18 protein-coding genes, 1 tRNA gene and 1 pseudogene are annotated in these 22,945 nt (G+C 74.0%); 7 read left to right on the top strand and 13 right to left on the bottom strand.

Features of this window, described 5'->3' with window-relative positions; all coding sequences use genetic code 11:
* The first annotated feature begins 29 nt into the window (after positions 1–29).
* The gene (locus OCT49_RS05810; RefSeq protein ID WP_283850812.1) at positions 30–4,853 is read left to right on the top strand and encodes a HEAT repeat domain-containing protein; all 4,824 of its coding nucleotides are present in this window, start codon (positions 30–32) and stop codon (positions 4,851–4,853) included.
* 71 nt (positions 4,854–4,924) lie between these two features.
* Here the strand turns inward: OCT49_RS05810 and OCT49_RS05805 are convergent, their stop codons facing one another.
* Together OCT49_RS05805 and OCT49_RS05800 are read right to left on the bottom strand one after the other, a co-directional pair.
* A complete protein-coding gene (locus OCT49_RS05805; protein WP_283850811.1) occupies positions 4,925–6,142 on the bottom strand; it encodes an acyl-CoA dehydrogenase family protein in 1,218 nt (405 codons plus the stop codon).
* A gap of 6 nt (positions 6,143–6,148) precedes the next feature.
* The gene (locus OCT49_RS05800) at positions 6,149–7,171 is read right to left on the bottom strand and encodes a phosphotransferase family protein (RefSeq protein WP_283850810.1); all 1,023 of its coding nucleotides are present in this window, start codon (positions 7,169–7,171) and stop codon (positions 6,149–6,151) included.
* A gap of 151 nt (positions 7,172–7,322) precedes the next feature.
* Here OCT49_RS05800 and OCT49_RS05795 point away from each other — a divergent pair, with 151 nt between their 5' ends.
* Together OCT49_RS05795 and OCT49_RS05790 are read left to right on the top strand one after the other, a co-directional pair.
* Positions 7,323–8,615 (top strand): glucarate dehydratase family protein, encoded by a 1,293-nt coding sequence (locus OCT49_RS05795; RefSeq protein WP_283850809.1) that lies wholly within the window; start codon positions 7,323–7,325, stop codon positions 8,613–8,615.
* A gap of 67 nt (positions 8,616–8,682) precedes the next feature.
* A complete protein-coding gene (locus OCT49_RS05790) occupies positions 8,683–9,645 on the top strand; it encodes an NADP-dependent oxidoreductase (RefSeq protein WP_283850808.1) in 963 nt (320 codons plus the stop codon).
* A gap of 66 nt (positions 9,646–9,711) precedes the next feature.
* On the opposite strand, the gene OCT49_RS05785 is transcribed toward OCT49_RS05790, so the two are convergent.
* The 5 genes and pseudogenes from OCT49_RS05785 to OCT49_RS05765 all read right to left on the bottom strand — a co-directional run bounded on the left by OCT49_RS05785 (position 9,712) and on the right by OCT49_RS05765 (position 12,102).
* Entirely contained in the window at positions 9,712–10,023 is a 312-nt protein-coding gene (locus tag OCT49_RS05785) for a DUF202 domain-containing protein (protein WP_283850807.1), read from the bottom strand.
* Positions 10,020–10,415: a YidH family protein gene (locus OCT49_RS05780; protein WP_283850806.1), complete on the bottom strand. Its 396-nt coding sequence runs from the start codon at positions 10,413–10,415 to the stop codon at positions 10,020–10,022. The genes OCT49_RS05785 and OCT49_RS05780 overlap by 4 nt, the downstream gene beginning before the upstream one ends.
* A 46-nt stretch (positions 10,416–10,461) precedes the next feature.
* Positions 10,462–10,980, bottom strand: a complete 519-nt coding sequence (locus OCT49_RS05775; RefSeq protein WP_283850805.1) for an NUDIX hydrolase — start codon at positions 10,978–10,980, stop codon at positions 10,462–10,464.
* A 34-nt stretch (positions 10,981–11,014) separates the two neighbouring features.
* Positions 11,015–11,107: pseudogene (locus OCT49_RS05770) on the bottom strand (3-alpha-hydroxysteroid dehydrogenase); the annotation flags it as partial.
* Positions 11,108–11,208: 101 nt separating this feature from the next.
* Complete coding sequence (locus OCT49_RS05765; protein ID WP_283850804.1) at positions 11,209–12,102, bottom strand: DMT family transporter; 894 nt, start codon at positions 12,100–12,102, stop codon at positions 11,209–11,211.
* A gap of 202 nt (positions 12,103–12,304) precedes the next feature.
* On the opposite strand from OCT49_RS05765, the gene OCT49_RS05760 reads away from it, so the two are divergent.
* A complete protein-coding gene (locus tag OCT49_RS05760) occupies positions 12,305–13,960 on the top strand; it encodes an FAD-binding dehydrogenase (protein WP_283850803.1) in 1,656 nt (551 codons plus the stop codon).
* Positions 13,961–14,081: 121 nt separating this feature from the next.
* Here the strand turns inward: OCT49_RS05760 and OCT49_RS05755 are convergent, their stop codons facing one another.
* The 3 genes from OCT49_RS05755 to OCT49_RS05745 all read right to left on the bottom strand — a co-directional run bounded on the left by OCT49_RS05755 (position 14,082) and on the right by OCT49_RS05745 (position 16,699).
* Complete coding sequence (locus OCT49_RS05755) at positions 14,082–14,531, bottom strand: ASCH domain-containing protein (RefSeq protein WP_283850802.1); 450 nt, start codon at positions 14,529–14,531, stop codon at positions 14,082–14,084.
* Between the two features lie 249 nt (positions 14,532–14,780).
* A complete protein-coding gene (locus OCT49_RS05750) occupies positions 14,781–16,178 on the bottom strand; it encodes a GntP family permease (RefSeq protein ID WP_283850801.1) in 1,398 nt (465 codons plus the stop codon).
* 11 nt (positions 16,179–16,189) lie between these two features.
* On the bottom strand, positions 16,190–16,699 hold the full coding sequence (locus tag OCT49_RS05745) for a gluconokinase (RefSeq protein WP_283850800.1): 510 nt from the start codon (positions 16,697–16,699) through the stop codon (positions 16,190–16,192).
* A 145-nt stretch (positions 16,700–16,844) separates the two neighbouring features.
* Here OCT49_RS05745 and OCT49_RS05740 point away from each other — a divergent pair, with 145 nt between their 5' ends.
* Positions 16,845–17,546, top strand: coding sequence for a FadR/GntR family transcriptional regulator (locus tag OCT49_RS05740; RefSeq protein WP_283850799.1), 702 nt, complete (start codon positions 16,845–16,847; stop codon positions 17,544–17,546).
* Positions 17,547–17,678: 132 nt separating this feature from the next.
* Here OCT49_RS05740 and phsA read toward each other — a convergent pair whose 3' ends face one another.
* Entirely contained in the window at positions 17,679–19,574 is a 1,896-nt protein-coding gene (gene phsA, locus OCT49_RS05735; protein ID WP_283855681.1) for an O-aminophenol oxidase PhsA, read from the bottom strand.
* A 283-nt stretch (positions 19,575–19,857) separates the two neighbouring features.
* On the opposite strand from phsA, the gene OCT49_RS05730 reads away from it, so the two are divergent.
* Positions 19,858–20,943, top strand: a complete 1,086-nt coding sequence (locus OCT49_RS05730; protein WP_283850798.1) for an S-(hydroxymethyl)mycothiol dehydrogenase — start codon at positions 19,858–19,860, stop codon at positions 20,941–20,943.
* On the top strand, positions 20,943–21,572 hold the full coding sequence (locus OCT49_RS05725; protein ID WP_283850797.1) for an MBL fold metallo-hydrolase: 630 nt from the start codon (positions 20,943–20,945) through the stop codon (positions 21,570–21,572). The genes OCT49_RS05730 and OCT49_RS05725 overlap by 1 nt, the downstream gene beginning before the upstream one ends.
* 58 nt (positions 21,573–21,630) lie before the next feature.
* On the opposite strand, the gene OCT49_RS05720 is transcribed toward OCT49_RS05725, so the two are convergent.
* Both OCT49_RS05720 and OCT49_RS05715 read right to left on the bottom strand, forming a co-directional pair.
* A complete protein-coding gene (locus tag OCT49_RS05720; protein ID WP_283850796.1) occupies positions 21,631–22,566 on the bottom strand; it encodes a pseudouridine synthase in 936 nt (311 codons plus the stop codon).
* A 165-nt stretch (positions 22,567–22,731) separates the two neighbouring features.
* A tRNA-Leu gene (locus OCT49_RS05715) sits at positions 22,732–22,816 on the bottom strand.
* Positions 22,817–22,945 lie beyond the last annotated feature (129 nt).

The raw sequence follows: 22,945 nt of genomic DNA, 5'->3' as shown, positions 1-22,945 counted from the left end.
GGCCGGAACGCCCCGGTTAGCATCCGACGATGCGGAAACCGGCCGACACACACCTCCACGGCGCAGTGGACCGGGCCGGCACCGGCCCGCTGCCCGGAGCCCCGGACGCACGGGACTGCCCACCGGAAGTCCTGGGGCGGCTGATCCGGCACGAGGACCCCGCCCAGCGCCACCTGGGACTGGTCCTGCTCGACGAGCGGCTCACCGCCTGCGGCCCGTCCGACGACGGGGAGCGGGCCGAGCTCGCCGCGCTGCTGCCGAAGGAGCTGACGGGCCCGCCGGAGGCGGATCTCCTCCTGGCGGGACTGTACGAGCGGCTCGCCCCCCACCTGCGCGGACGCCCCCGGCCGTCCTGGCGCACCGCCGGGGAACTGCCGGAGCGGGTACGGACCGCCTGGCTGCGCGCCGACATCCTGCACGACCCCGCCGTGCTCCGTGACCCTGCGCTTCTCCGTGACCCCGCCGTGTTCCGTGACTCCGCCGTGCTCCGTGACGGGGCGCCCGGCGAACTCCTCCACCGGGCCGTGCGGGAGACGGACATCACCGCCGCGCCCCACCCGGCACGGCTCGTGGACGAGCTGGCGGCCTGCGGCGATCCGGTCCTGCGGGCCGAGGCTGTCCGGCTGGTCCGGCAGGGCCTGCACGCCGGACTGCTGGCCCCGGCCCCGGCCCGGGCCCGCCTCACCGGCCTGCTCGACACCGACGACACCCGGGTCCTCGTCGACGCGCTGACCGCGCTCGCCGAACCGTGGGCGGCGACGGAACCGCTGCCCCGGGGACGCCTCGCCCCGTTCCTCACCACGGAGGACTTCGTACGGGAGCGGCCCGGGGCGGCCGAGGCCGCCCTCGCGGCCGCCGCTTGCCACGGCCACCCCGACCTGCTGCGGCAGGTCGTCGAGGACCCCGGCCTCCCACCGGTCCTTCGCCGGCGCGCCATGGAACTGCTCGGCGACCTGGCGGACCGCGACGACATCGGCGCGCTGACGGCCGTCGCCGCGCGCGACCCCCTGCTCCTCGGCGGACCCGCGTTGACCTGCCTGCGCGGCCTCCACCGGCGCGGGCACTTCCCGCAGGACCCGGACGTCCCGGCCGTCGTCGGCCTCGCCCTGGCCGACCACTCGATCCCGTCCCGCGAGGTGGCGACCGTCCTCTTCACCGCCCGGAAGGAGACGCTCCGGGTCCTGGCGGAGGCGGCGGCCGACGACCCGGGCTGGCCCCGGCGGCTCGCCCTGCTGGTGGCCCTGGCCGGGCAGGGTGCCGGCGACCTGCCGGTCGGGGACGCCATCACCCGGCTGCTCCCGTCCGCTCCCGACCCCGCGCCGTTCCTCGACGCGATCCGCACCCTGCGCCACGAGGACGCCGAGGAGGCCGTGCTCGCCCTGCTCCCCACGGCACCGGCCGCGGCCCTGGAGACCCTGGAGGCGATCGGCGGGCCCCGCACCGTACGGGCCCTGCGGGACGGGCTGGGAACCGAGGCGGACACCCCGGCCCCGGACGGGATCGCGCCCCACCTGCGCACCGTGCGCGACCGCGCCCTCGAAATCCTCTGGCAGCTCACCGACGACCCGGAACGGCGCCACGACCTCCTTGCCCGGCTGGACCCCCTCGCCCTGCCGCCCCGGATCGCGGCCGGACTCGGCGGCCCCGACGAGCGGGAACTGGCCCTGCTGAGCTCCCCCCTGGACCCGGACGAACCGGTGGCCGCGCTGTGCGGGCTGGCCGCCCACGGCACCGCCGCCACCCTCCCGGCCATCGCCGACCTGCTGCTGCGCGTGGTGGCCGACCGGGCGGCGTCGTGGCGCCCGGACGCCCCCGCCCGCACCGGGGAGCACGGGCAGCCGGTCGGCGAACCCGTGGTGCCGCAGGAGGTCCTGGACGCCGTGGCCGCCCTGGGCCGCCGACTCCACGCCCGGGGCGCGATCAGGCCGGTCTGCCTGCTCGGCGCCGCGGACGCGCGGGAGGCCGGCCACGCCCTCGTCGCCTCCACGGCACTGGACCTGCTGGACCGGACCGGATTGTCCGACGCCGAACGGGCGATCCTCCTCGAAGCGCTGCTCCGGGCCCCCTGGGCGGGCACCCGGGCCCGGGTGCACCGGATGCTGCGCCACCGGGACCGGCACGTGCGCAAGCACGTCATCGCCCTCCTCGCCCGCGACACCACCGGCGAGGACGCCCAGGCGCTGTCGGCCTCGCTGACCGCGCTGACCACCGCCCGGGACGTCCAGACCGTGCGCCAGGCCCTGCACGCCCTGGGACACGCCCGCGCCCACTGGGCGAGCACCGCGATCGCCGCGTGCCTCGACCACCCCAACATGAACATCAGGAAGACCGCGGCCGAGGCACTGGTCCGGGCGGGCACCCCCGCGGCGCTCCCGAAGCTGCTGTTCCGGGTCGGGCACGACGACAACCCCGGACTGCGCACCGCACTCCTCGCGGCTCTGCGCACGATCCTCGGCGACGCCTGCGCGGCCACGCTGCTGGCCGCCGCCGAGCACAGCCACGACGCCCGTTCCCGCGAACTGCTGCTGGCGGGCCTCGACGGCGCCCTCACCGTGCGTGCGATCCTCGCGCTGGAGGAGCAGCGGTCCCCGGTGGCCGCCGAACTGCTCGCCCTGGTGGCCTCGGGCCGGGTCACGGCGGCCTCCGGCCGGGTGGACGAGCTGGCCCCGGCCATGGCCCGGCACGGGATCGCCGCGCCGGACACCGGACGGCCCCCGGCGGCCGACGAGGCGGACCGGGAAGCGGACCGGGACGTGGCGGCGCTGGTGGCCGGGGGCTGGAACCCCTCGCTCGCCCTGCGGATCGCCGACCGGGACGGGCCGCTGGGCCCCGGTCGGGCGGACGAACTGCGGCCGATGCTGGACCACTGGCTCCTCCTGGCCGGCTCCCGGCCCGCGCACCGCCGGAAGGTGATCCGGTTCGTGCTGCGGATCTGCGCCACGCCCCGGTCCGCAGGAGAACTCACCGCCCGCACTCGGTCCGCCGGGCAACCCGCTGCCCGTCCTCGGTCCGCCGGGGAACCTGCCTCCCGCACCCGGTCCGGCGGGGAACCCGCCTCCTGCACCTGGTCCGCCGGGGAACTCACCGCCCTCGCCCGGTCCGCCGGGGTGCTGCTCGACGTGCTCGCCGACGCCCGGGACGAGGACCGTCACGACCTGATCGCCGTGCTGGAGGAGGCCGCGCCGATGATGACGGCCGCCCAGAGGCCGTCCGCCATCGCCTCGGTACGGGCCCTGCGGCCCGCCCCCGCCGCACCGCACCGGTCCACGCTGACGCTGCTGCGCCGCCTCGGCGCGGTGCCGGTCCGTGCCGACCTCGACCGGGCGCTCGCGGGCGCCCGGCTCGGCGCCGACCCGTGGCGGGCCGAAACCGCCGTGCTGCGCGAGGCGTTCGCCGTCCCGGAACCCGGCACGGCCCCCCTCCCCGCCGCGACCCGGGCCTGGCGGGCGGCCCTGGAGGCGGCGGTGCGCACCCCGGACGGGGCCGCGGAGTTCCGCCGCCGGGACGACGGCACGATCCCCCCGCAGGACCGGCTGGACGCACTGATCGAGGCATACCGGGGCACCGACGACCCGGCGGTGCGGGAGGCGCTGCTCGACTGGATGACGTCCCTCCAGCCGCTCGACGCACCGCCGCGCACCGCCCCCGGGGCCGACCGCGCGGTGCCGCCCCCCAGGCACGTCCGTGCCGACGACCTCGACCAGCCCCGCTCGGCGGCCCAGTACGAACGGCTGCTGGCCATGCTGGATTCGGACGCGGCGGACCGCAGGAACACCGCGGCGCGGGCACTCGCGCGATGGCCCGAGCCCGAGGCCCGGCTGGCGGTGCTCCGCGCCCATCTCCGCGGACGCGTGGAACTGCCCCCCGGCGCCGACCCGGCCCGCGCACTGGCCGGGATCGACGAGGCGGAGCTGCGCGGCGACGGTGTACGGCCCGACCTGGTGGCCCGCGCGGCGGCCCGGCTCGGCCCGGCGGAGCGGGAACCGCTGGTGCCGCTGCTGCTGGAGTGGTGGGAACACGCCCCGGCCGGGCTCGGGGCGGAGATCGCCGGGGCGCTGCGCGCCCATCCCGCCGACGCGCTGGCCGAGGCCCTGGGCGGGCGGCTCGCCGCCGGCGCCTGGGGCTTCCTCGACCTGCTCGTCGGCCAGCCGCTGCTGCGCACCCCCGCGCTGACGGAGACCTGCCGCCGCCTGCGCGCGGAGGGCCGAGGCGAACTGGCGGACCGGCTCCGGCTCGTGGAGGGTCCGCTGCGCGGTCCGGACGCCGCACGGCGGGACGCGGCCGCGCTCGCGGCGCTCCGTGAACGCGGCACCGCCGCACCCGCCGACCCCGTCCGCCCGCCGTCCCGCCGGGAACTGCTGGACCTGGCCCGGGCCGGAACCCCGGAGCAGATCTGCCGGGCCCTCACCGAACTGGCCGGTGCGCACCCCGGCCCGGACGCCGACCCGGACCGTCGGCTCCACGACCTGCTGGACGAGTTGATCACCCATCCCCGGCCCGAGGTCCGGCTGCGCGCGCACCGGACGTCACGGGTGATGCTGGAGCGGCCGGCCCATCTGCGGCTCACCGCGTCGCTGCTGGACGACCCCCGCCCCGACGTGGTGCGGATGGCGATCCGTACGCTCTGCCGCGCCGGCTGGGAACCCGCGGTCCCCGCCGTGACGGGGCTGCTCGCCCACCCGCACGCCGTGGTGCGCGGGGCGGCGGCCGAGGGGCTCGTCGAGCTGGGTGCGGCGGCGGTCCCCGCCCTCCGCAAGGCCGCCGCCCGCGCCCGCCCCGACCGGCGCTCCCGGTACACCTCGGTGCTCGACCGGATCGGAACCTCGAAGGACGGGGCTCCGGTCGGCCATTGAGGAAAGGGCGCGGGGCGGGGAGCGCCGGTCGCCCCGCGCCCACCGCCCCGCACCCGTCCCCGGCGCGCCGCCTACGACACGTACCGCTTGATCTCCCGCCGGGCCAGCGACCGCTGGTGCACCTCGTCGGGGCCGTCCGCCAGCTGCAACGTCCGTGCCGCCGCCCACAGTTCGGCCAGCGGGAAGTCCTGGCCGACCCCGCCCGCGCCGTGCAGCTGCACCGCCCGGTCGAGGATGTCGACCACCGCGCGCGGGGTGGCGATCTTGATGGCCTGGATCTCCGTGTGCGCGCCCCGGTTGCCCACCGTGTCCATCAGCCACGCCGTCTTCAGGACCAGCAGCCGCAGCTGCTCCACCGTCACCCGCGCGTCCGCGATCCAGTTCTGCACGACGCCCTGCTGGGCGAGCGGCTTGCCGAAGGCCGTACGGGACACCGCCCGCCGGCACATCAGCTCGATCGCCCGCTCGGCCATGCCGATCAGCCGCATGCAGTGGTGGATGCGGCCCGGTCCCAGCCGCGCCTGGGCGATGGCGAAGCCGCCGCCCTCCTCGCCGATCAGGTTCCCGGCGGGCACCCGCACGTCGGTGAAGGAGACCTCGGCGTGGCCGCCGTGGTAGTGGTCCTCGTACCCGTACACCTGCATGGCGCGGCGCACTTCGAGTCCCGGGGTGTCACGGGGGACCAGGATCATCGACTGCCGGCGGCGGATGTCGGCGCCCCCGGGGGCGGTCTTGCCCATCACGACGAAGATCTCGCAGTCCGGGTTCATCGCCCCCGAGATGTACCACTTGCGGCCGTTGACGACGTAGTCTCCGCCGTCGCGCACGATCCGGGTCTCGATGTTCGTCGCGTCCGACGAAGCCACCTCGGGCTCCGTCATCGCGAACGCGGAGCGGATCTCCCCGGCGAGCAGCGGCTCCAGCCACCGCTTCTTCTGTTCGTCCGTGCCGAACTGGAAGAGCACCTCCATGTTCCCGGTGTCCGGGGCCGCGCAGTTGAGCGCGGTCGGGGCCAACTGCGGGGAACGGCCGGTGATCTCGGCGAGCGGGGCGTACTGGAGATTGGTCAGCCCGGCCCCGTACTCCGCGTCGGGGAGGAAGAGGTTCCACAGGCCCTGCCGCCGCGCCTCGGTCTTCAGGTCCTCGACGATCTGCGGGGTCTGCCACGGGGAGGCCAGCAGCGCGCGCTGCTCGTCCGCGGTCTTCTCGGCCGGGTGCACGTGCTCGTCCATGAAGGCGAGCAGCCGGCCGCGCAGCTCCTCGGTGCGGGCGTCGAATGCGAAGTCCATGGGGGATCAGCCTTCCTGGAGGGTGCCGAGGCCGTGCTCGATGAAGACGGGGACGAGGGCGCCGATGCGGTCGAAACCGGCACCGACGGTCCGGCCCAGGGTGTAGCGGTAGTGGATGCCCTCCAGGATCACGGCGAGCTTGAACCAGGCGAAGGCCGTGTACCAGGAGATGGCCGAGGTGTCCCGGCCGGAACGGGCGGCGTAGCGCTCGATCAGCTCGGCGGGCGAGGGGTGGCCCGCCGCGCCGCTGGTGGTGGCGACGGGGGAGTGCGCCAGGTCGAGGTCGGAGCTGTACATCACCAGCAGGCCGAGGTCGGTCAGCGGATCGCCGAGCGTTGACATCTCCCAGTCCAGGACGGCCTTGATCCGGTCGTCGGCGCCGATCAGGGCGTTGTCCAGGCGGTAATCGCCGTGCACCACGGTGGGCGCGGGCGAGCCGGGCAGTTCGCGCCCGAGCGCCGCGTGCAGCTCGTCGATGCCGGGCAGTTCGCGGTTTCGGGAGGCGTCCAGCTGCTTGCCCCAGCGGCGCAACTGCCGGTCGAGGAAGCCCTCGGGCCGCCCGAAGTCGTCGAGCCCGACGGCCCGCGGGTCCACCGCGTGCAGCTCGACCAGGGTGTCGACGAGGCCGAGCACGACCGCCCGGGTGCGTTCGGCGCCCAGCGGGGCGAGCTGCTCGGCGCTGCGGTACGGGGTGCCCTCGACGTACTCCATGACGTAGAAGGGCGACCCGAGCACCGTGTCGTCCTCGCAGAGCAGCACCGGCCCGGGCACCGGCACGGCCGTCGGGTGGAGGGCGCTGATCACCCGGTGCTCCCGCTTCATGTCGTGCGCGGTGGCCAGCACATGGCCCAGCGGGGGCCTGCGGACGACCCAGCGGCCGGTGCCGTCCGTGACGACGTACGTCAGGTTCGACCGGCCGCCCTCGATGATCCGGGCCTCGAGCGGTCCGCTCACCAGCCCCGGCCGCTCGCGGTCGAGGTGTGCGCGCAGCCGGTCGAGGTCGAGACCTGGCGGGTGGACTGGGCTCATCGTGCGCACCTCCGGATGAAAGACGGTCGCCGCCCATGATGCCGACCAGTCGGTATGTCGTCCAGTGGGCTCCCGTCGTCCGGTGCGCCGCCCCCCGTCCGGATCGGGCCGGAGTCTGGTGCTCAGTCGCATCCCTGAATAGAGTTCACGTATGAATACAGAGCTGCTGATCGACGAAGTCCGGCTGACCCCGATCCTGATCGCCGACCCGCCCCTGCTCAACACCCAGGGGGTCCACCAGCCCTACACCCCCCGCCTGGTCATGGAGGTCGTCACCCGCAGTGGTGTCACGGGCGTCGGGGAGACGTACGGGGACGGCAGGTACCTCGAACTCGCGCAGCCGCTCGCCACCGCACTCGTCGGACGCCCGGTCAGTGATGTGAACGGCCTGTTCGCCCTGGCCGACGAGGTGTGCGGTGATTCACGAGCGACCGACGACCGGGTCGAGGCGGGTGGACTGCGCGGTGTCCAGACCGCCGACAAGCTCCGGCTCTCCGTCGTCTCCGGCTTCGAGGTCGCCTGCCTGGACGCGCTGGGCAAGACCCTCGGCCTCCCCGTGCACACCCTGCTCGGCGGGAAGGTCCGCGACCGCGTCGAGTACAGCGCCTACCTCTTCTACCGCTGGGCCGCCCACCCCGAGGACGGCGGCGAGCAGGACGACTGGGGCGCCGCCCTCGACCCGGCCGGCGTCGTCGCCCAGGCCCGGCGCTTCGCCCGCGAACACGGCTTCTCCTCCTTCAAGCTCAAGGGCGGCGTCTTCGAACCCGACCGGGAGATCGCCGCGATCCGCGCCCTGGCCGAGGAGTTCCCCGGCCGGCCGCTGCGCCTGGACCCCAACGGCGCCTGGTCCGTGGAGACCTCGCTGTACGTCGCCGAGCAGTTGAAGGACGTGCTCGAGTACCTGGAGGACCCGGCGACCGGCACCGACGCGATGGCCGAGGTCGCCGCGGCCACCGACGTGCCGCTGGCCACCAACATGTGCGTGACCACCCTCGCCGAACTCCCGGACGCCTTCGCCCGCGGCGCCGTGCAGGTGGTCCTCTCCGACCACCACTACTGGGGCGGGCTGCACCGCACCCGCGAACTCGCCGGGATATGCCGCACCTTCGGCGTCGGGCTCTCCATGCACTCCAACACCCACCTCGGGATCAGCCTGGCCGCGATGACCCACGTCGCCGCCACCGTCCCCAACCTCGACTACGCCTGCGACAGCCACTACCCCTGGCAGACCGAGGACGTCATCACCACCCGCCACGTCTTCGAGGACGGCCGGCTGACCGTGTCCGACGCCCCCGGCCTCGGCGTGGAACTCGACCGCGACCGCCTGGCCGCCCTGCACCGGCGCTGGCTCGATGACGACGGCACCATGCGCGAGCGCGACGACGCGGCCGCGATGCGCAAGGTCGAGCCGGACTGGCGGACCCCCGCGATCCCGCGCTGGTGACGGCCCGGGGCCCCGGCCCGGACCGGGCCGAGTTGCGGGTGTCCCGGCCCGCACCGACGGTCGGTACATGAAGGCGATCAGCTACAGCAGGTACGGCGGGGCCGAGGTCCTGGAGTACGGGGAGCGGCCCGACCCCAAGGTCGGCCCGGACACGGTCCTGGTGAAGGTGCGGGCCGCGGCGGTCAACCCGGTCGACTGGAAGGCCCGTGAGGGACACCTCGACCCCGTCCTGGACGCCGTCTTCCCGGTGATCCCCGGCTGGGACGTGTCCGGCGTCGTGGTCCAGCCCGGCATCGGCGTCGAGGAGTTCGCGGTCGGCGACGAGGTCATCGGTTACGCGCGGGAGGACTTCCTCTGCCGCGGCACGCTCGCCGAGTACGTCGCCGCCCCCCTGCGGGCCCTCGCCCGCAAGCCCCGGAACCTGAGCTTCGAGGAGGCGGCGGGCCTGCCGCTGGCCGGTCTCACCGCCTACCAGGTGCTGCACCGCGCCCTGAAGGTCCGGGCCGGCGACACGGTCCTCGTCCACGCGGCCGCGGGCGGCGTCGGCTCGTTCGCCGTCCAGCTCGCCCGGCACGCGGGCGCCCGGGTCATCGGCACCGCGAGCGAGCACAACCACGACCACGTCCGGGGGCTCGGCGGGGAACCGGTGGCCTACGGGGACGGCCTCGCCGACCGGCTGCGGGAACTGGCCCCGGACGGCGTCGACGCCGCGTTCGACACGGTCGGCGGCGAGACGCTCCGGGTCTCCGCCGAGGTGCTGGGGCCCGGCGGGAGGCTGGCGTCCGTCGCGGACGCCGAGGTCTTCTCGTACGGCGGCCGTTACGTCTTCGTGCGCCCGGACCCCGAGGATCTCGCCCACCTGGCCGAACTGGCCGAACAGGGCGTCGTCACGGTTCATGTGGACCGGGTGTTCCCGCTGGAGGAGGCGGCGGAGGCGCACCGCCTGAACGAGCAGGGGCGCACCCGGGGAAAGATCGTCGTCACCGTGCCCTGGGCGGTCCCGGAGGTTTCGGACGCCCCGGCCGACTGACCGGCCACCACCCCCACCGCCGACCCCACCCCCGACTTCCGGCCTCCGGGCCGGGACCGCGCGGTCTCAGAACAGCAGGGCGACAGCGAACACCGCGAGCGCGACCGTGCACGCCGCCGCGGCCAGGGCGTCGCGCGCCGTCAGGGGCCGGGGCCGCGCGGCCCCCATCCCGAGCACCCGCAGATGCGCCACCCGCAGGAACCCCAGCCAGGCCAGCGCACTCAGTGCCACCGCGACGACCCCGGTCGCGCTCACCCCGCCGTGCAGCGCCTGCCTGACCGCCAGCAGCGCCACCACCGTGCACGACAGCGTCGTGCGCCGCCACGCCAGCCGCGTCCGCTCGGGCTGCAGCCCGGGGTCGCGTTCCCCGGTGGTCACCGGCCCTCCCAGCCGAAGAGGACCACCACCACCATCACCACGGCGACGACCGCCACGGCGAGGCCGAGCAGCGTCGGGAACCGGGAGACCGGAAGGTCCTCCCCGCGCCGCATCGCCCGCTCGCACCGAACCCAGTGGTTGACCGCGCGCAGCGCGCACAGCACCCCGGACGCCAGCAGCGCGAGCGCCAGACCGGCACGGACGCCCCACACCAGCTCCGGCAGGAACTGGTCGACCGCGAAACCGCCGCCGATCAGCGCCAGAGCCGTCCGGATCCAGGCGAGGAAGGTGCGCTCGTTGGCGAGCGAGAACCGGTAGTCCGGTGTCTCGCCCTCCTCGCGGATGCGCTGCGGCGCGAACCACAGCCGCAGGCCCCGCACGAATTCGTTCACGTCCGGCCCCTGTCCGCCGGTTTCCGCGACAGGGCGCCGACCGGGCTCATCGGGCCTGCCCGGTCGCCCGCAACGCCCGCAGCCGGTGGTACGCCTCCAGCCCGTCCGGCACCCACTCCCAGGCGTCGATCCGCTCCGCGAGCTCCGCCTCGGTGAGGAAGGCGTGCCAGGCGACCTCCTCCACCTGCGGATCCACCGGCAGTTCGCACCGCACCCGGTAGACGGCGGACCACCAGGAGTGCTCGCCCTCGTAGAGGAACTTGAAGAGCGGCTCGGGCCGGGGGAGCCCGGACACCCCCAGCTCCTCCTCGGCCTCCCGCAGCGCCGCCTCCTCGTAGGACTCCCCGGCGCCGACCACCCCGCCGACGAACATGTCGTAACGGGACGGGAAGACCAGCTTGGTCGCGGTCCTGCGGTGGACGAAGAAGCGGCCTTCGGCGTCCTGCACCTCGATGAAGACGCAGCGGTGGCGAAGGCGCCGCGCGGTGGCCTCCCCGCGCGGGGCTCGCCCCACGACCACGTCGTTCTCGTCGACGATGTCCAGCATCTCGTCAGAAGGGTTCATGCTCCCCATCCAACAGCAGGAGATCGCCGGACGATCAATGGCCCATGACGTACTTCACGGTCGGCCCCGTGGTCCGGCCGCCGTCCACGGCCGGCCCGGCGCCGGTGACGTACGAGGCGGCGTCCGAGAAACGGATCGGCTTCTCCCCGGTCTTCTGCCCGGAGGTCCGCGCCGTGACGGCCATGGTCGAGAAGCGGCGCGAGCGCTCCCGGGACCGGGCGGGCCCGCTCAGTGCGGTTGGAGGCTCTTCTCGCGCCGCCCGCCCACGGGCCCCTCCGGCATCGCCGGGTGCAGCCCGAGCAGCACGATCCCGGCGACGATCGCGAGGAGCCCGACCGCCTGCCAGACCAGCGCACCGGCGTCGGTGCGCAGCCGGTCGCCGAGGAAACCGACCCCGCAGGCGATGCCGGCCAGCGGCTGGGAGGCGGTCAGCGGGGGCAGCGAGACCCGCAGCGGGCCCGTCTCGAACGCGCTCTGCACCAGGAGCAGTCCGGTGGCCCCCAGCACCAGCACGGCGTACGGCTGCCACCCCGCCACCAGCGCCTCCCATCCGCCGCCGGCCAGCAGTTGCCCGCTGATCCGGGTGAGGGCGTCCTGGAGTCCGTACAGCAGACCGGCCGCCACCGCCAGCAGGGCCGGGGCGACCCCCGACCGGGAGCGTCGGGCGACGGTGGTGAGCAGCAGGGCCGCGCCCACGACCACACCGACCACCGACCAGTGCCGCAGCGCGCTGGACACCGCCTCACCCCCCTGCGGCCGGCCCGCCAACAGGAAGACCGCGACCCCGCCGGCCAGCAGCCAGAGCCCGGCCCAGCCCTGCCGGCCGAGCCGCTGGCCGGTGCGGTGCCGGGACAGGGCCATCGCGAAGAGCAGATTGGTCGCGAGGAGCGGCTCGACGACGGACACCTCGCCCTTGCCCAGGGCCAGGGCGCCCAGCACCATGCCGCAGACCATCAGCCCGATCCCCGCCAGCCAGCTCGGCACCCGCATCAGGTCCAGCAGCAGCCGGGGGGAGAGGTAGTCGCTCCTCGGGGCGTGCGAGGCCGCGGCCTGCTGGAGGACGAAGCCGAATCCCAGGCAGCAGGCGGCACTCACGGAGAGGAGGAGGACCGGCACTGACACGCTTCTCCCTCGAGCCAGGCCAGAAGTGGGCGGATTTGTACCGACGATAACGGCTGCGGCCCCAGGACGCGGCCGGAGCGCCGCCGACCGGGCGGTTGACGTCGCGGCGGCCGGGTGCCGAAGATCTGACGCACCAGTAACTTCCGGCTCCGGAACCGGACCGCGGCCGCGACCGGATCGCCCCGACAGGATGGGACCACCCATGGCGTACGACGCTGACGTGATCGTGATCGGGGCCGGACTCGCCGGTCTGGTGGCCACCGCCGAACTGGTCGACGCGGGCCGCTCGGTGATCCTGCTCGACCAGGAGCCCGAGCAGTCGATCGGCGGCCAGGCGCACTGGTCCTTCGGCGGGCTCTTCCTCGTCGACTCGCCCGAGCAGCGCCGGATGCGGATCAAGGACAGCCACGAGCTGGCCCTCCAGGACTGGCTCGGCACGGCGGGCTTCGACCGCGAGGAGGACCACTGGCCGCGGAAGTGGGCCGAGGCGTACGTCGACTTCGCGGCCGGCGAGAAACGCTCCTGGCTGCACGCCCAGGGGCTGCGGATCTTCCCCGTCGTCGGCTGGGCCGAGCGCGGCGGCTACGACGCGAACGGCCACGGCAACTCCGTGCCCCGCTTCCACATCACCTGGGGCACCGGCCCCGGCATCGTCGCCCCCTTCGAGCGCCGGGTGCGCGCGGGCGCCGCCAAGGGCCTCGTACGGTTCCGGTTCCGGCACCGGGTCACGGGGCTCGGCCGCACCGCGGGCACCGTCGACACGGTCACCGGCGAGGTGCTGGAGCAGAGCGCGGCGGCCCGCGGCACCGCGAGCAGCCGCCGGGCGACCGGCACGTTCGAGCTGAGGGCCCAGGCGGTGATCGTCACCTCCGGCGGCATCGGCGGCAACCACGACCTGGTGCGCGAACAGTGGCCCGCCCGGCTCGGCACCCCGCCCGCGAAGCTGCTCTCCGGCGTCCCCGCCCACGTCGACGGCCTCATGCTCGGCATCGCCGAGGAGGCGGGCGCCCACCACATCAACCGCGACCGCATGTGGCACTACACCGAGGGCATCGAGAACTGGAACCCGATCTGGGCCCGGCACGGCATCCGGATCCTGCCCGGCCCCTCCTCGCTCTGGCTCGACGCCCGCGGCAAGCGGCTGCCGGTCCCGCTCTTCCCGGGCTTCGACACCCTCGGCACCCTCGAACACATCATGCGGTCGGGCCACGACCACACCTGGTTCGTCCTCGACCGGAAGATCATCGGCAAGGAGTTCGCGCTCTCCGGCTCCGAACAGAACCCCGACCTGACCGGGAAGTCGATCCGCGGCGTGATCGGCCGGGCCCGCGCGGACGTACCGGCGCCGGTGAAGGCGTTCATGGACAACGGCGTGGACTTCGTCGTGGAGAAGGACCTCGCCGCCCTGGTCCGGGGCATGAACGCGCTCACCGGCGAACCGCTGATCGACGAGGCCGAACTGCGCCGCGAGATCACCGCCCGGGACCGCGAGATCGCCAACCCCTTCACCAAGGACCTCCAGATCACCGCGATCCACGGGGCCCGCGCCTACCTCGGCGACAAGCTGATCCGCACGGCGCCGCCGCACCGGATCCTGGACCCCGGCGCGGGCCCCCTGATCGCCGTACGGCTGAACATCCTGACCCGCAAGTCGCTCGGCGGGCTGGAGACGGACCTGTCCTCCCGGGTCCTGACCGCGGACGGCACGCCCCTGCCGGGGGTGTACGCGGCGGGGGAGGCGGCCGGTTTCGGCGGCGGCGGGGTGCACGGCTACCGCTCGCTGGAGGGGACCTTCCTCGGCGGCTGCATCTTCTCCGGCCGGGCGGCGGGCCGGGCGGCGGGGCGGGCCGTGGTCTGAAGCGGCCCGCGCAGGACTGCCGGGCGGCCGGGGCACCGCCCGGGCCCTGCCGCCCGGACCGCCCGACCCGGACGGACGCGGTGCCCCGGGCGCTGCGGGCCCCGGCGCCCGCCGCTCCTTCCTACCGCTCCTTCGCCCCCGCGACGGGATCCAGCAGCTCGACGACGCGGAACCGTTCGGCGACGACCATGGTGTCGTCGTCGACGGTGAACTCCGGGTCGCCGAGCGCCTCCCGCATCTCGTCGCTGTGCCAGAACTTCTCGTGCCCCGCACGCCACTCGGCCACCGAGGTGTAGCCCTCGCCCTCGTCGACCGCGTGCTGGAGGTCGATGTCCCCCAGACGCAGCACCCGTACCTCCGACACCTCCAGCACCGCGATCTCCCGGCCGTCCGAGTCGATCAGCGCGGACTGCTCGCCGACCGGCGGCAGCTCCTCCCGCTCCACCTCGTACTCCGCGAGCAGCCCGGTCGTCGAGATCTTCGCGCCGGTGAGGACCGCCCCGACCAGCTGATCGCGCAGCGGTCCCGGGAAGGCGAGCAGGAAGGGCTTGAGGGGTTCTCGGTTCGACATGGCGCCAAGTCTGGCACGCGCCACCGGGCCCGGCGGCGGGGCGGGCACCGGCCCCGGACGCCAACCCGGTGCGCGCGGGACGCGGTTGACGCGCGGGAACGCGGCCGACGCGGACCGCGGCCCGGCACGGCGACGGCGCCCGCCGGACCCGGGCACGCCGAGGAGCGCGCACCGGGCCGACGGACGCCGTCGGGACGGCCCCCGGGACGAACCCGGTGGGAGGAGGACCGTGCGGGGAGGCCGCCGTCGCTAGAGGATCAGCGACAGCAGCAGGACGAAGACGAGCGAGACCACGGAGATGATGGTCTCCATGAACGACCAGGTCTTCACCGTCTGGCCGACGTTCATGCCGAAGTACTCCTTCACCAGCCAGAAACCGGCGTCGTTGACATGGCTGAAGAAGAGGGAGCCGGCGCCGACGGCGAGGACCAGCAGGGCGGCGTGGGTCGTGGACATGTCGGCGGCCAGCGGGGCGACCAGACCGGCCGCCGAGATGGTGGCCACGGTCGCCGAACCGGTCGCGAGCCGGATCGCGACGGCGATCAGCCAGCCCAGCAGCAGCGCGGGGATCGACCAGTCCTCGGAGAAGTCCAGGATCATCCGGCCCACGCCGGCGTCGATGAGGGTCTGCTTGAAACCGCCGCCCGCGCCCACGATCAGCAGCACGCCCGCGATCGGGGCCAGGGACTTCTCGACGGTGACGGAGAGCCGGTCCTTGGAAAAACCGGCCGCCCGGCCCAGCGTGAACATGCCGACCACGACGGCCGCGAGCAGCGCGATCAGCGGCGAGCCGATCACATCGGTGACCCGCTGGACACCCTGCTCCGGGTCGTCCACGACGATGTCGACCAGGGCCTTGACCAGCATCAGCACGACGGGCAGCAGAATCGTCGCCAGGGTGGCGCCGAAGCCGGGACGGCGGTCCAGGTCCTCCGAAGGGCGCTGCGGGATCATCTTCTCCGGCGCCTCGATGTCCACCCAGCGCGCCGCGTAGCGGGAGAAGACCGGCCCCGCGATGATCACGGTCGGTATCGCCACCAGCACCCCCAGCGCCAGCGTGACGCCGAGGTTGGCGTCCAGGGCGTCGATCGCCACCAGCGGGCCGGGGTGCGGCGGGATCAGCCCGTGCATCACGGAGAGACCGGCCAGCGCCGGGATGCCGATCCGCATCAGGGAGTAGTTGCCGCGCTTCGCGACGAGCAGCACCACCGGGATCAGCAGCACGATCCCGACCTCGAAGAACAGCGGCAGTCCGATGATCGAGGCGATCAGCACCATCGCCCACGGCATGGCCCGCCCGCTCGCCCGGGCGAGGATGGTGTCGACGATCTGGTCCGCGCCGCCGGAGTCGGCCAGCAGCTTGCCCAGGATCGCGCCGAGCGCGATCAGCACGCCGACACCCGCGACGGTCGAGCCGAGACCGGCGGTGAAACTGGCGATCGTCTTCGCGGGGGCGGCCCCGGCGAACGAACCGAGCGCCAGCGAGCCGATGGTCAGCGCGAGGAACGCGTGCACCTTGAGCTTGGTGATGAGCAGGACGATGACGGCGATGCCCGCCAGGACGGCGATGCCCAACTGGGCGTTGCCTGCCGAGGTGATCGGTTCGGCGGCGTCCGCTGCCAGCATCTCGACGCTGAGACTGGTCATGGTGGTGGTCCTCAGTCGTCGAGCCGGCGCAACGCGGCGACGGCCCGCTGGGTGATTTCTTCGGGGGTGCCGGCCACGTCGACCGAGACCCCGGCCTCGTCCTCCCCCAGTGGCTGCAGGGTGGCGAACTGCGAGTCGAGCAGCGCGGTGGGCATGAAGTGGCCCTTGCGCTCCGCCATGCGCTTCTCGATCAGGGACCGGTCACCGGTCAGATGGAGGAAGACCGCGTCCGGGGCCCCCTCCCGCAGCCGGTCCCGGTAGACCCGCTTGAGAGCCGAGCTGCTCACCACCCCGCCGAGCCCCGCCCGGCCGTGCGCCCACCGGCCGATCGCGTCGAGCCAGGGCCACCGGTCCTCGTCGTCCAGCGGGACGCCGGCCGACATCTTGGCGATGTTCGCCGCGGGATGGAAGTCGTCGCCCTCGGCGTACGGAACGCCCAGTTCGGCGGCGAGCAGGGGGCCGATCGTGGTCTTGCCGGTCCCTGCGACTCCCATCACCACGACGACGTGGGGGGTGCTCATTGGTGGTGCCTCGCAGTCCTCGTCGATGTCTTCCTCGACATCGGTCCGTCGCGCTACTGAAACCCAAACGTACGACTTATTCAAGATGCTGTGACGTAAACGTCGTACTTTTTGTTCCCGAGAGGCGCCCCTTAGGCTGGTGCCCATGACCACACAGGGCCCCGGGCTGCATACACACGTGCTGGACACCCTGGGTCTGGAGATCGCCGCGGGGGCGCACGAGCCGGGACAGGTGCTGCGCACCGACGAGCTCGCCCGGCGCTTCGACGTCTCGCGCACCGTCGTGCGCGAGGTGGTCCGGGTACTGGAGTCCATGCACCTGGTCGAGTCCCGGCGCCGGGTCGGCGTGACCGTCCGGCCCACCGAGGCGTGGAACGTGTACGACCCGCAGGTCATCCGGTGGCGGCTGGCAGGCAGCGACCGCCCGCGCCAGCTGCGCTCCCTGACCGTGCTGCGCTCGGCCGTCGAACCGGTCGCGGCCGGCCTCGCCGCCCGCAACGCCACCCCGGAGCAGTGCGCGGCCCTCACCGAGTGCGCGCTCGGCATGGTCGCCACCTCGCGCGGCCAGCAGCTGGAGCGCTACCTGGAGCACGACATCGCGTTCCACCGGATCGTGCTCAACGCCTCCGGCAACGAGATGTTCGCGCGGCTCGGCGACGTCGTCGCCGAGGTCCTGGCGGGCCGCACCCACCACCAGGTGATGTTCGAGGACCCCGACCCGGCGGCCGTCACCCTCCACGTCCGGGTCGCCGAAGCGGTGCGCGAGGGCGACGCCGCCGGGGCCGAGCGGCTGACGAAGGAGATCGCGGTGGGCGCCCTGCACGAACTGGACGTCCTCGCGCCCTGAACCACCCGCGTCCCGAGCCACCCCGCCCGGGAGCCGCAACGGGCGCCACGGACCCGCAACGGGCGCCACGGACGCGCGGCGGCCCCCGCGGAACGATCCCGCGGGGGCCACCGACAGAGCCCGGCCGACCGGTCAGCCGCCGTGCCCCTGGTGGCCGCCGTGCCCGCCGCCGTGGTCGAACTTCAGCGCCTCGGGCGGCATCACGACGAACGGCCGCATCATGCCCATGTCCTCGTGCTCCAGCAGATGGCAGTGGTACATGAACCGCCCGTACGCCCCGTCGAACTTCCCGATCACCTTCACCAACTGACCCGCCGGCACCCGGAAGACGTCCTTCCAGCCCTGCTCGTTCGGCGCCACCGGGATCGTGGTGCCGTGGTCGAACGCCACCGGGGAGCGGGTCCCGCCGACGGCCGGGTCGAAGCCGTCGACCTCGTACGCCTCCCGGCCCATCACCTGGAAGTCCGCCAGATGGATGTGCATCGGGTGCGTCGGACCGCCCAGGTTGAGGAACGACCACTGCTCGAACGAGCCCTCGCCGAGCGTGAAGCCGAGCCCGTCGTTGAAGGTCCGCGCGATCCTGCGGTACGTGCGCACCGCGCCGTCCTCGCCCCGGATCTGGATGACACCGTCCGAGGGCACCTCCACCCCGGCGGTGTCCTCGACCTCGGCCATCTCCCAGATCTCCGGGTGACCGCCGCCGCCGACCGTGCCGGGCACCGTCAGCACCACGAGCCGGTGCCCGTGCTCCACCCGGCCGTGGTCGTACCGCCGGAAGGAACCCGACAGCACCTCGGGCAGCTCGAAACCGTCCCGCCGCCCCGTCTCCCGCACCCGGAACTCCATCACCTGCGGGAACGGCACGTTCGCCGCCGGGTCCGGCACCCCCGGCCCGAGCCCGCCGCGGTTGACCAGCCGGACCCGGCGCCCGGCCAGCGCCGAGAAGTCGACCAGCAGGTCCATCCGCTCGGCCGGGGCGATCGTCAGCCCCGGCAGCACCTCGTCGAAGTCGACCGGCACCGGGCGGGGCAACAGCCCGCCGTCGCTGCCGATCTGCCGGATCGCGCCCGGCACCGGGTTGTTCCCCTCGTCGACCAGCACCAGGTCGTAGGTCCGCGCGTTGGACGCGTTGACCAGCCGGAAGCGGTACCAGGCGTCGTCCACGTCCAGATGCGGCCAGATGCGCCCGTTGACCGTCGTGTACGGGCCGAGGAACGGCAGCGACACCGGCTTGCCGGTCTCCGGATCGGCCTCGGTGATCACCGTCGTCTTGTGCAGCAGCCGCCCGTTGAGCCGGCCGTCCGGGTCGGTGTCCAGGTTGCGGTCGATGAGGATCAGCGGCAGCTCCCGGTCTCCGGACGGCAGACCGAGCGCGTCCTCCTCGTCGTCCCGGACCAGATAGGTGCCGACGAGCCCGGCGTACACGTTCCACCGGGTGATGTTCATGGCGTGGTCGTGGTACCACCACTGGGCGGCCTGGTGGTCGTTCGGGTACTCCGACAGCTGCGCGTCGCCGAAGCCGACCGCGTTGTCCGCCCAGCCGTCGTTGCCGCCCCCGGTCTGCGCGCCGTGCAGATGCGTCACCGTCCAGGCGGGCAGCGCGGCCACGTCCGGGTCCGGCTCGACGCCGTCGCGCCCGGGGCGGTTGTGCGGCGCGGGTTCGCCCGGCTTCACCGGGCCGACCTCCACCGCCGTGACCGGGTACTCGCTGCCCCGGGGGATGCGGTTGGTCCAGGCGATCCGGACCCGCTGCCCGCGCCGCACCTCGATGGTCGGCCCCGGCACCGTGCCGTTGTACCCCCACATCAGGGTCGGCGGCAGCTGCGCGTGCAGGCGCACCCAGGTGGGCGACAGCGCGATCTCGGTCTCGCGGAGCACGTCACCGCTCCGCGGGCGGAGCACCGGCGGCACGGGCAACGCGTCGACGTACGGCACGAGTCCGCCGACCGGCGCCACGGGCGCGGCCGCCGCGGGAACCGGAACCGGCCCCTCGGCCCGCCGGTCCGCCCGCTCCATGGTCTCAGTGATCTCGAACAAGGCTCTTCCCCCCATGATCCTTCGTTCCCCTGCTGATGGACCGCGAGACCCCTGCCCCCGCAGGTATCGGTCCCGCGCCCCCTGCACATCAAAGGACGGATCGGAAAGCGCCGGAGTTCACTGATATGCGGCATCTGACCGAAAGAGGCGCATCCCGCCGGGCATACGGCAGTTGTTTCCCGCCAATGCGGCGCGCCGCCGTGACACTCTCGCGGGGGCGTACGGTTGGTCGCGTTGGATCTTCGCGAAATGACGGAAACAGGGAGACCGCGGTATGTCGCAGCAGGTGCAAGGGGTCATCGCACCGGGAAAGAATGAGCCGGTACGGGTCGAGACGATCGTGATCCCGGACCCGGGCCCCGGTGAGGCCGTGGTGAAGATCCAGGCGTGCGGCGTCTGTCACACCGATCTGCACTACAAGCAGGGCGGGATCAACGACGACTTCCCGTTCCTGCTCGGCCACGAGGCGTCCGGCGTGGTGGAGTCCGTCGGCGAGGGCGTCACGGACGTCGCGCCCGGCGACTTCGTCATCCTCAACTGGCGTGCCGTGTGCGGCCAGTGCCGGGCGTGTCTGCGCGGCCGCCCCTGGTACTGCTTCGACACCCACAACGCGAAGCAGAAGATGACCCTGCTCGACGGCACGGAGCTGTCGCCGGCGCTCGGCATCGGCGCGTTCGCCGAGAAGACCCTGGTCGCCGCCGGGCAGTGCACCAAGGTCGACCCGGAGGTCTCCCCGGCCGTCGCCGGGCTGCTCGGCTGCGGCGTGATGGCGGGCATCGGTGCCGCCATCAACACCGGCCAGGTCGGCCGCGGCGACTCGGTCGCCGTGATCGGCTGCGGCGGCGTCGGCGACGCGGCGATCGCGGGCGCCCGGCTGGCCGGCGCGGCGAAGATCATCGCCGTCGACATCGACGACCGCAAGCTGGAGACGGCGAAGACGATGGGCGCCACGCACACCGTCAACTCCCGTTCCACCGACCCGGTCGAGGCGATCCGCGCCCTGACCGGCGGCAACGGCGCGGACGTGGTCATCGAGGCGGTCGGCCGCCCGGAGACGTACAAGCAGGCCTTCTACGCCCGCGACCTCGCGGGCACCGTCGTCCTGGTCGGCGTCCCCACCCCGGAGATGCAGCTGGAGCTCCCGCTGCTCGACGTCTTCGGCCGCGGCGGCTCGCTCAAGTCGTCCTGGTACGGCGACTGCCTCCCCTCGCGCGACTTCCCGATGCTCGTCGACCTGCACCAGCAGGGCCGGATCGACCTCGCCGCGTTCGTCACCGAGACCATCGGGCTCGGCGACGTCGAGCAGGCGTTCGCCCGGATGCACGACGGCGACGTGCTGCGCTCGGTGGTGATCCTCTGATGGCCGCCCGCATCGACCACCTCGTCACCTCCGGCACTTTCGCCCTCGACGGCGGCGAGTGGGACGTCGACAACAACGTCTGGATCGTCGGCGACGACACCGAGGCGATCGTCATCGACGCCGCCCACGACGCCGACGCCATCGAGGCCGCGCTGAACGGCCGTACGCTGCGCGCCATCGTCTGCACGCACGCGCACAACGACCACATCGACGCCGCCCCCGCCCTCGCCGCGGCCACCGGCGCACCGGTCCTCCTGCACCCCGACGACCTGCCCCTGTGGGAACGGATCCACCCGGACCGCGCCCCCGACGGCGAGCTGGCCGACGGCCAGGAACTGGAGATCGCCGGAACCACCCTCCGGGTGCTGCACACCCCGGGCCACGCCCCCGGCGCCGTCTGCCTGTACGCCCCCGGCCTGGGCACCGTCTTCACGGGCGACACCCTCTTCCAGGGCGGCCCCGGCGCCACCGGCCGGTCCTTCTCCCACTTCCCGACCATCGTCGCGTCGATCCGGGACCGGCTGCTCACCCTGCCGCCGGAGACCGCCGTCCGCACCGGGCACGGCGACTCCACGAGCATCGGCGCGGAGGCCCCGCACCTCGAGGAGTGGATCGCCCGCGGTCACTGAGGTCTGCCGGGCGGCCGCCGGTCCGGCGGCCGCCCGGACCCTCCTCGGCCGCGGACGCTCACCGGTCCGGCCATGCGGCCAGCCGCAGCCCGCTCTCGAAGCGGCGCGCCTCGCCCGTGACCGGATCGGTGAACTCCAGCACCCGGGCCAGGAGCTGCAGCGGACGCGACCAGTCGTCCGGGGCGCGCTCCGGCTCGACCACGGGGTAGACCGGATCGTGCGCGATCGGCAGCCCCAGGCCGTTCATGTGGACCCGCAGCTGATGGGTCCGCCCGGTGGCGGGCAGCAACCGGTAGCGTCCGAGCCCCTCCCGGTGCTCCAGCAGCTCGATCCGGCTCTCGCTGTTCGGCTCGCCCGGCTCCTCGCGGGCGGCTATGACCCCGCGCTCCTTCACGATCCGGCTGCGCACCGTCCGCGGAAGGACCGTCCGGGGATCGTGCGGCGCCACCGCCTCGTACTCCTTGCGCACCAGCCGGTCCCGGAACATCGTCTGGTACGCGCCCCGCTCCCCGGGCCGCACGACGAACAGGACCAGGCCCGCGGTCAGCCGGTCCAGCCGGTGCGCCGGCTGGAGCGCGGGCAGGTCCAGCTCCCGGCGCAGCCGGGCCACCGCGGTCTCGGTGACGTGCCGGCCACGCGGGGTGGTCGCCAGGAAGTGCGGCTTGTCCGCGACGACGAGATGCGCGTCCCGGTGCACGACGCCGACCGGGAACGGCACCGGCTCCTCCGGCGCGAAATCCCGGTGGAACCAGAGGTACCGGCCCGCCGCGTACGGCTCGTCGGCGGCCACGGCACCGTCCACGGACACGAACCGCCCCTCGGCGAACATGGCGTCCACCCGGGCCGCCCCGATCGCGTCCCCGAACCGCGTCAGCAGATGGTCGCGGACCGTCGGCCACGCCCCCTCGGGGTCCTCCGGGAGCCGCAGCCGCACCGGATCGATCCCGTCCCGCTGCGCCAGCGGCGCCGCCGGGGCCTTCCCGCGCCCCCTCACGGGGCCACGCCCACCGGTACGACGCTGCTCATGGTCCGCCGGCTCCTCGCTCGTCCCCCGGGCGGTCGTAGGGATGCCGCCCGCCCGGCCGCGGCTCCCCGCGCCAGGGCACGGGTACAACGCGAAATGCCGGTCAGGATCTCTCCCGACCGGCACTCGCCGTTGTGTCCGAGGGGGGACTTGAACCCCCACGCCCGATAAAGGGCACTAGCACCTCAAGCTAGCGCGTCTGCCATTCCGCCACCCGGACAAGGTGTCTGTCTCGCGGGCCGCTGCCCGTTCCGACGTGGAAAACAATAGCAAACATTCGGAGGTGCCCGATCACGCCCCGGACCGTGTGAAGGGCGCATGACGAGGGGCGGGTGGCCTTGGGCGCGCG

Origin of the sequence: Streptomyces sp. ML-6 (assembly GCF_030116705.1) — a bacterium.
GTDB lineage: Bacteria > Actinomycetota > Actinomycetes > Streptomycetales > Streptomycetaceae > Streptomyces.
The sequence above is the reverse complement of the archived record's forward strand: the minus strand, read 5'-3'. Positions and strand labels throughout refer to the sequence as shown.

Bases quoted from the DNA above. Each gene is read 5' to 3' on its own strand.
- OCT49_RS05810 (WP_283850812.1), top strand. From the start codon at position 30: ATGCGGAAACCGGCCGACACACACCTCCACGGCGCAGTGGACCGGGCC.
- OCT49_RS05805 (WP_283850811.1), bottom strand. From the start codon at position 6,142: ATGGACTTCGCATTCGACGCCCGCACCGAGGAGCTGCGCGGCCGGCTG.
- OCT49_RS05800 (WP_283850810.1), bottom strand. From the start codon at position 7,171: ATGAGCCCAGTCCACCCGCCAGGTCTCGACCTCGACCGGCTGCGCGCA.
- OCT49_RS05795 (WP_283850809.1), top strand. From the start codon at position 7,323: ATGAATACAGAGCTGCTGATCGACGAAGTCCGGCTGACCCCGATCCTG.
- OCT49_RS05790 (WP_283850808.1), top strand. From the start codon at position 8,683: ATGAAGGCGATCAGCTACAGCAGGTACGGCGGGGCCGAGGTCCTGGAG.
- OCT49_RS05775 (WP_283850805.1), bottom strand. From the start codon at position 10,980: ATGAACCCTTCTGACGAGATGCTGGACATCGTCGACGAGAACGACGTG.
- OCT49_RS05760 (WP_283850803.1), top strand. From the start codon at position 12,305: ATGGCGTACGACGCTGACGTGATCGTGATCGGGGCCGGACTCGCCGGT.
- OCT49_RS05755 (WP_283850802.1), bottom strand. From the start codon at position 14,531: ATGTCGAACCGAGAACCCCTCAAGCCCTTCCTGCTCGCCTTCCCGGGA.
- OCT49_RS05750 (WP_283850801.1), bottom strand. From the start codon at position 16,178: ATGACCAGTCTCAGCGTCGAGATGCTGGCAGCGGACGCCGCCGAACCG.
- OCT49_RS05745 (WP_283850800.1), bottom strand. From the start codon at position 16,699: ATGAGCACCCCCCACGTCGTCGTGGTGATGGGAGTCGCAGGGACCGGC.
- OCT49_RS05740 (WP_283850799.1), top strand. From the start codon at position 16,845: ATGACCACACAGGGCCCCGGGCTGCATACACACGTGCTGGACACCCTG.
- OCT49_RS05730 (WP_283850798.1), top strand. From the start codon at position 19,858: ATGTCGCAGCAGGTGCAAGGGGTCATCGCACCGGGAAAGAATGAGCCG.
- OCT49_RS05725 (WP_283850797.1), top strand. From the start codon at position 20,943: ATGGCCGCCCGCATCGACCACCTCGTCACCTCCGGCACTTTCGCCCTC.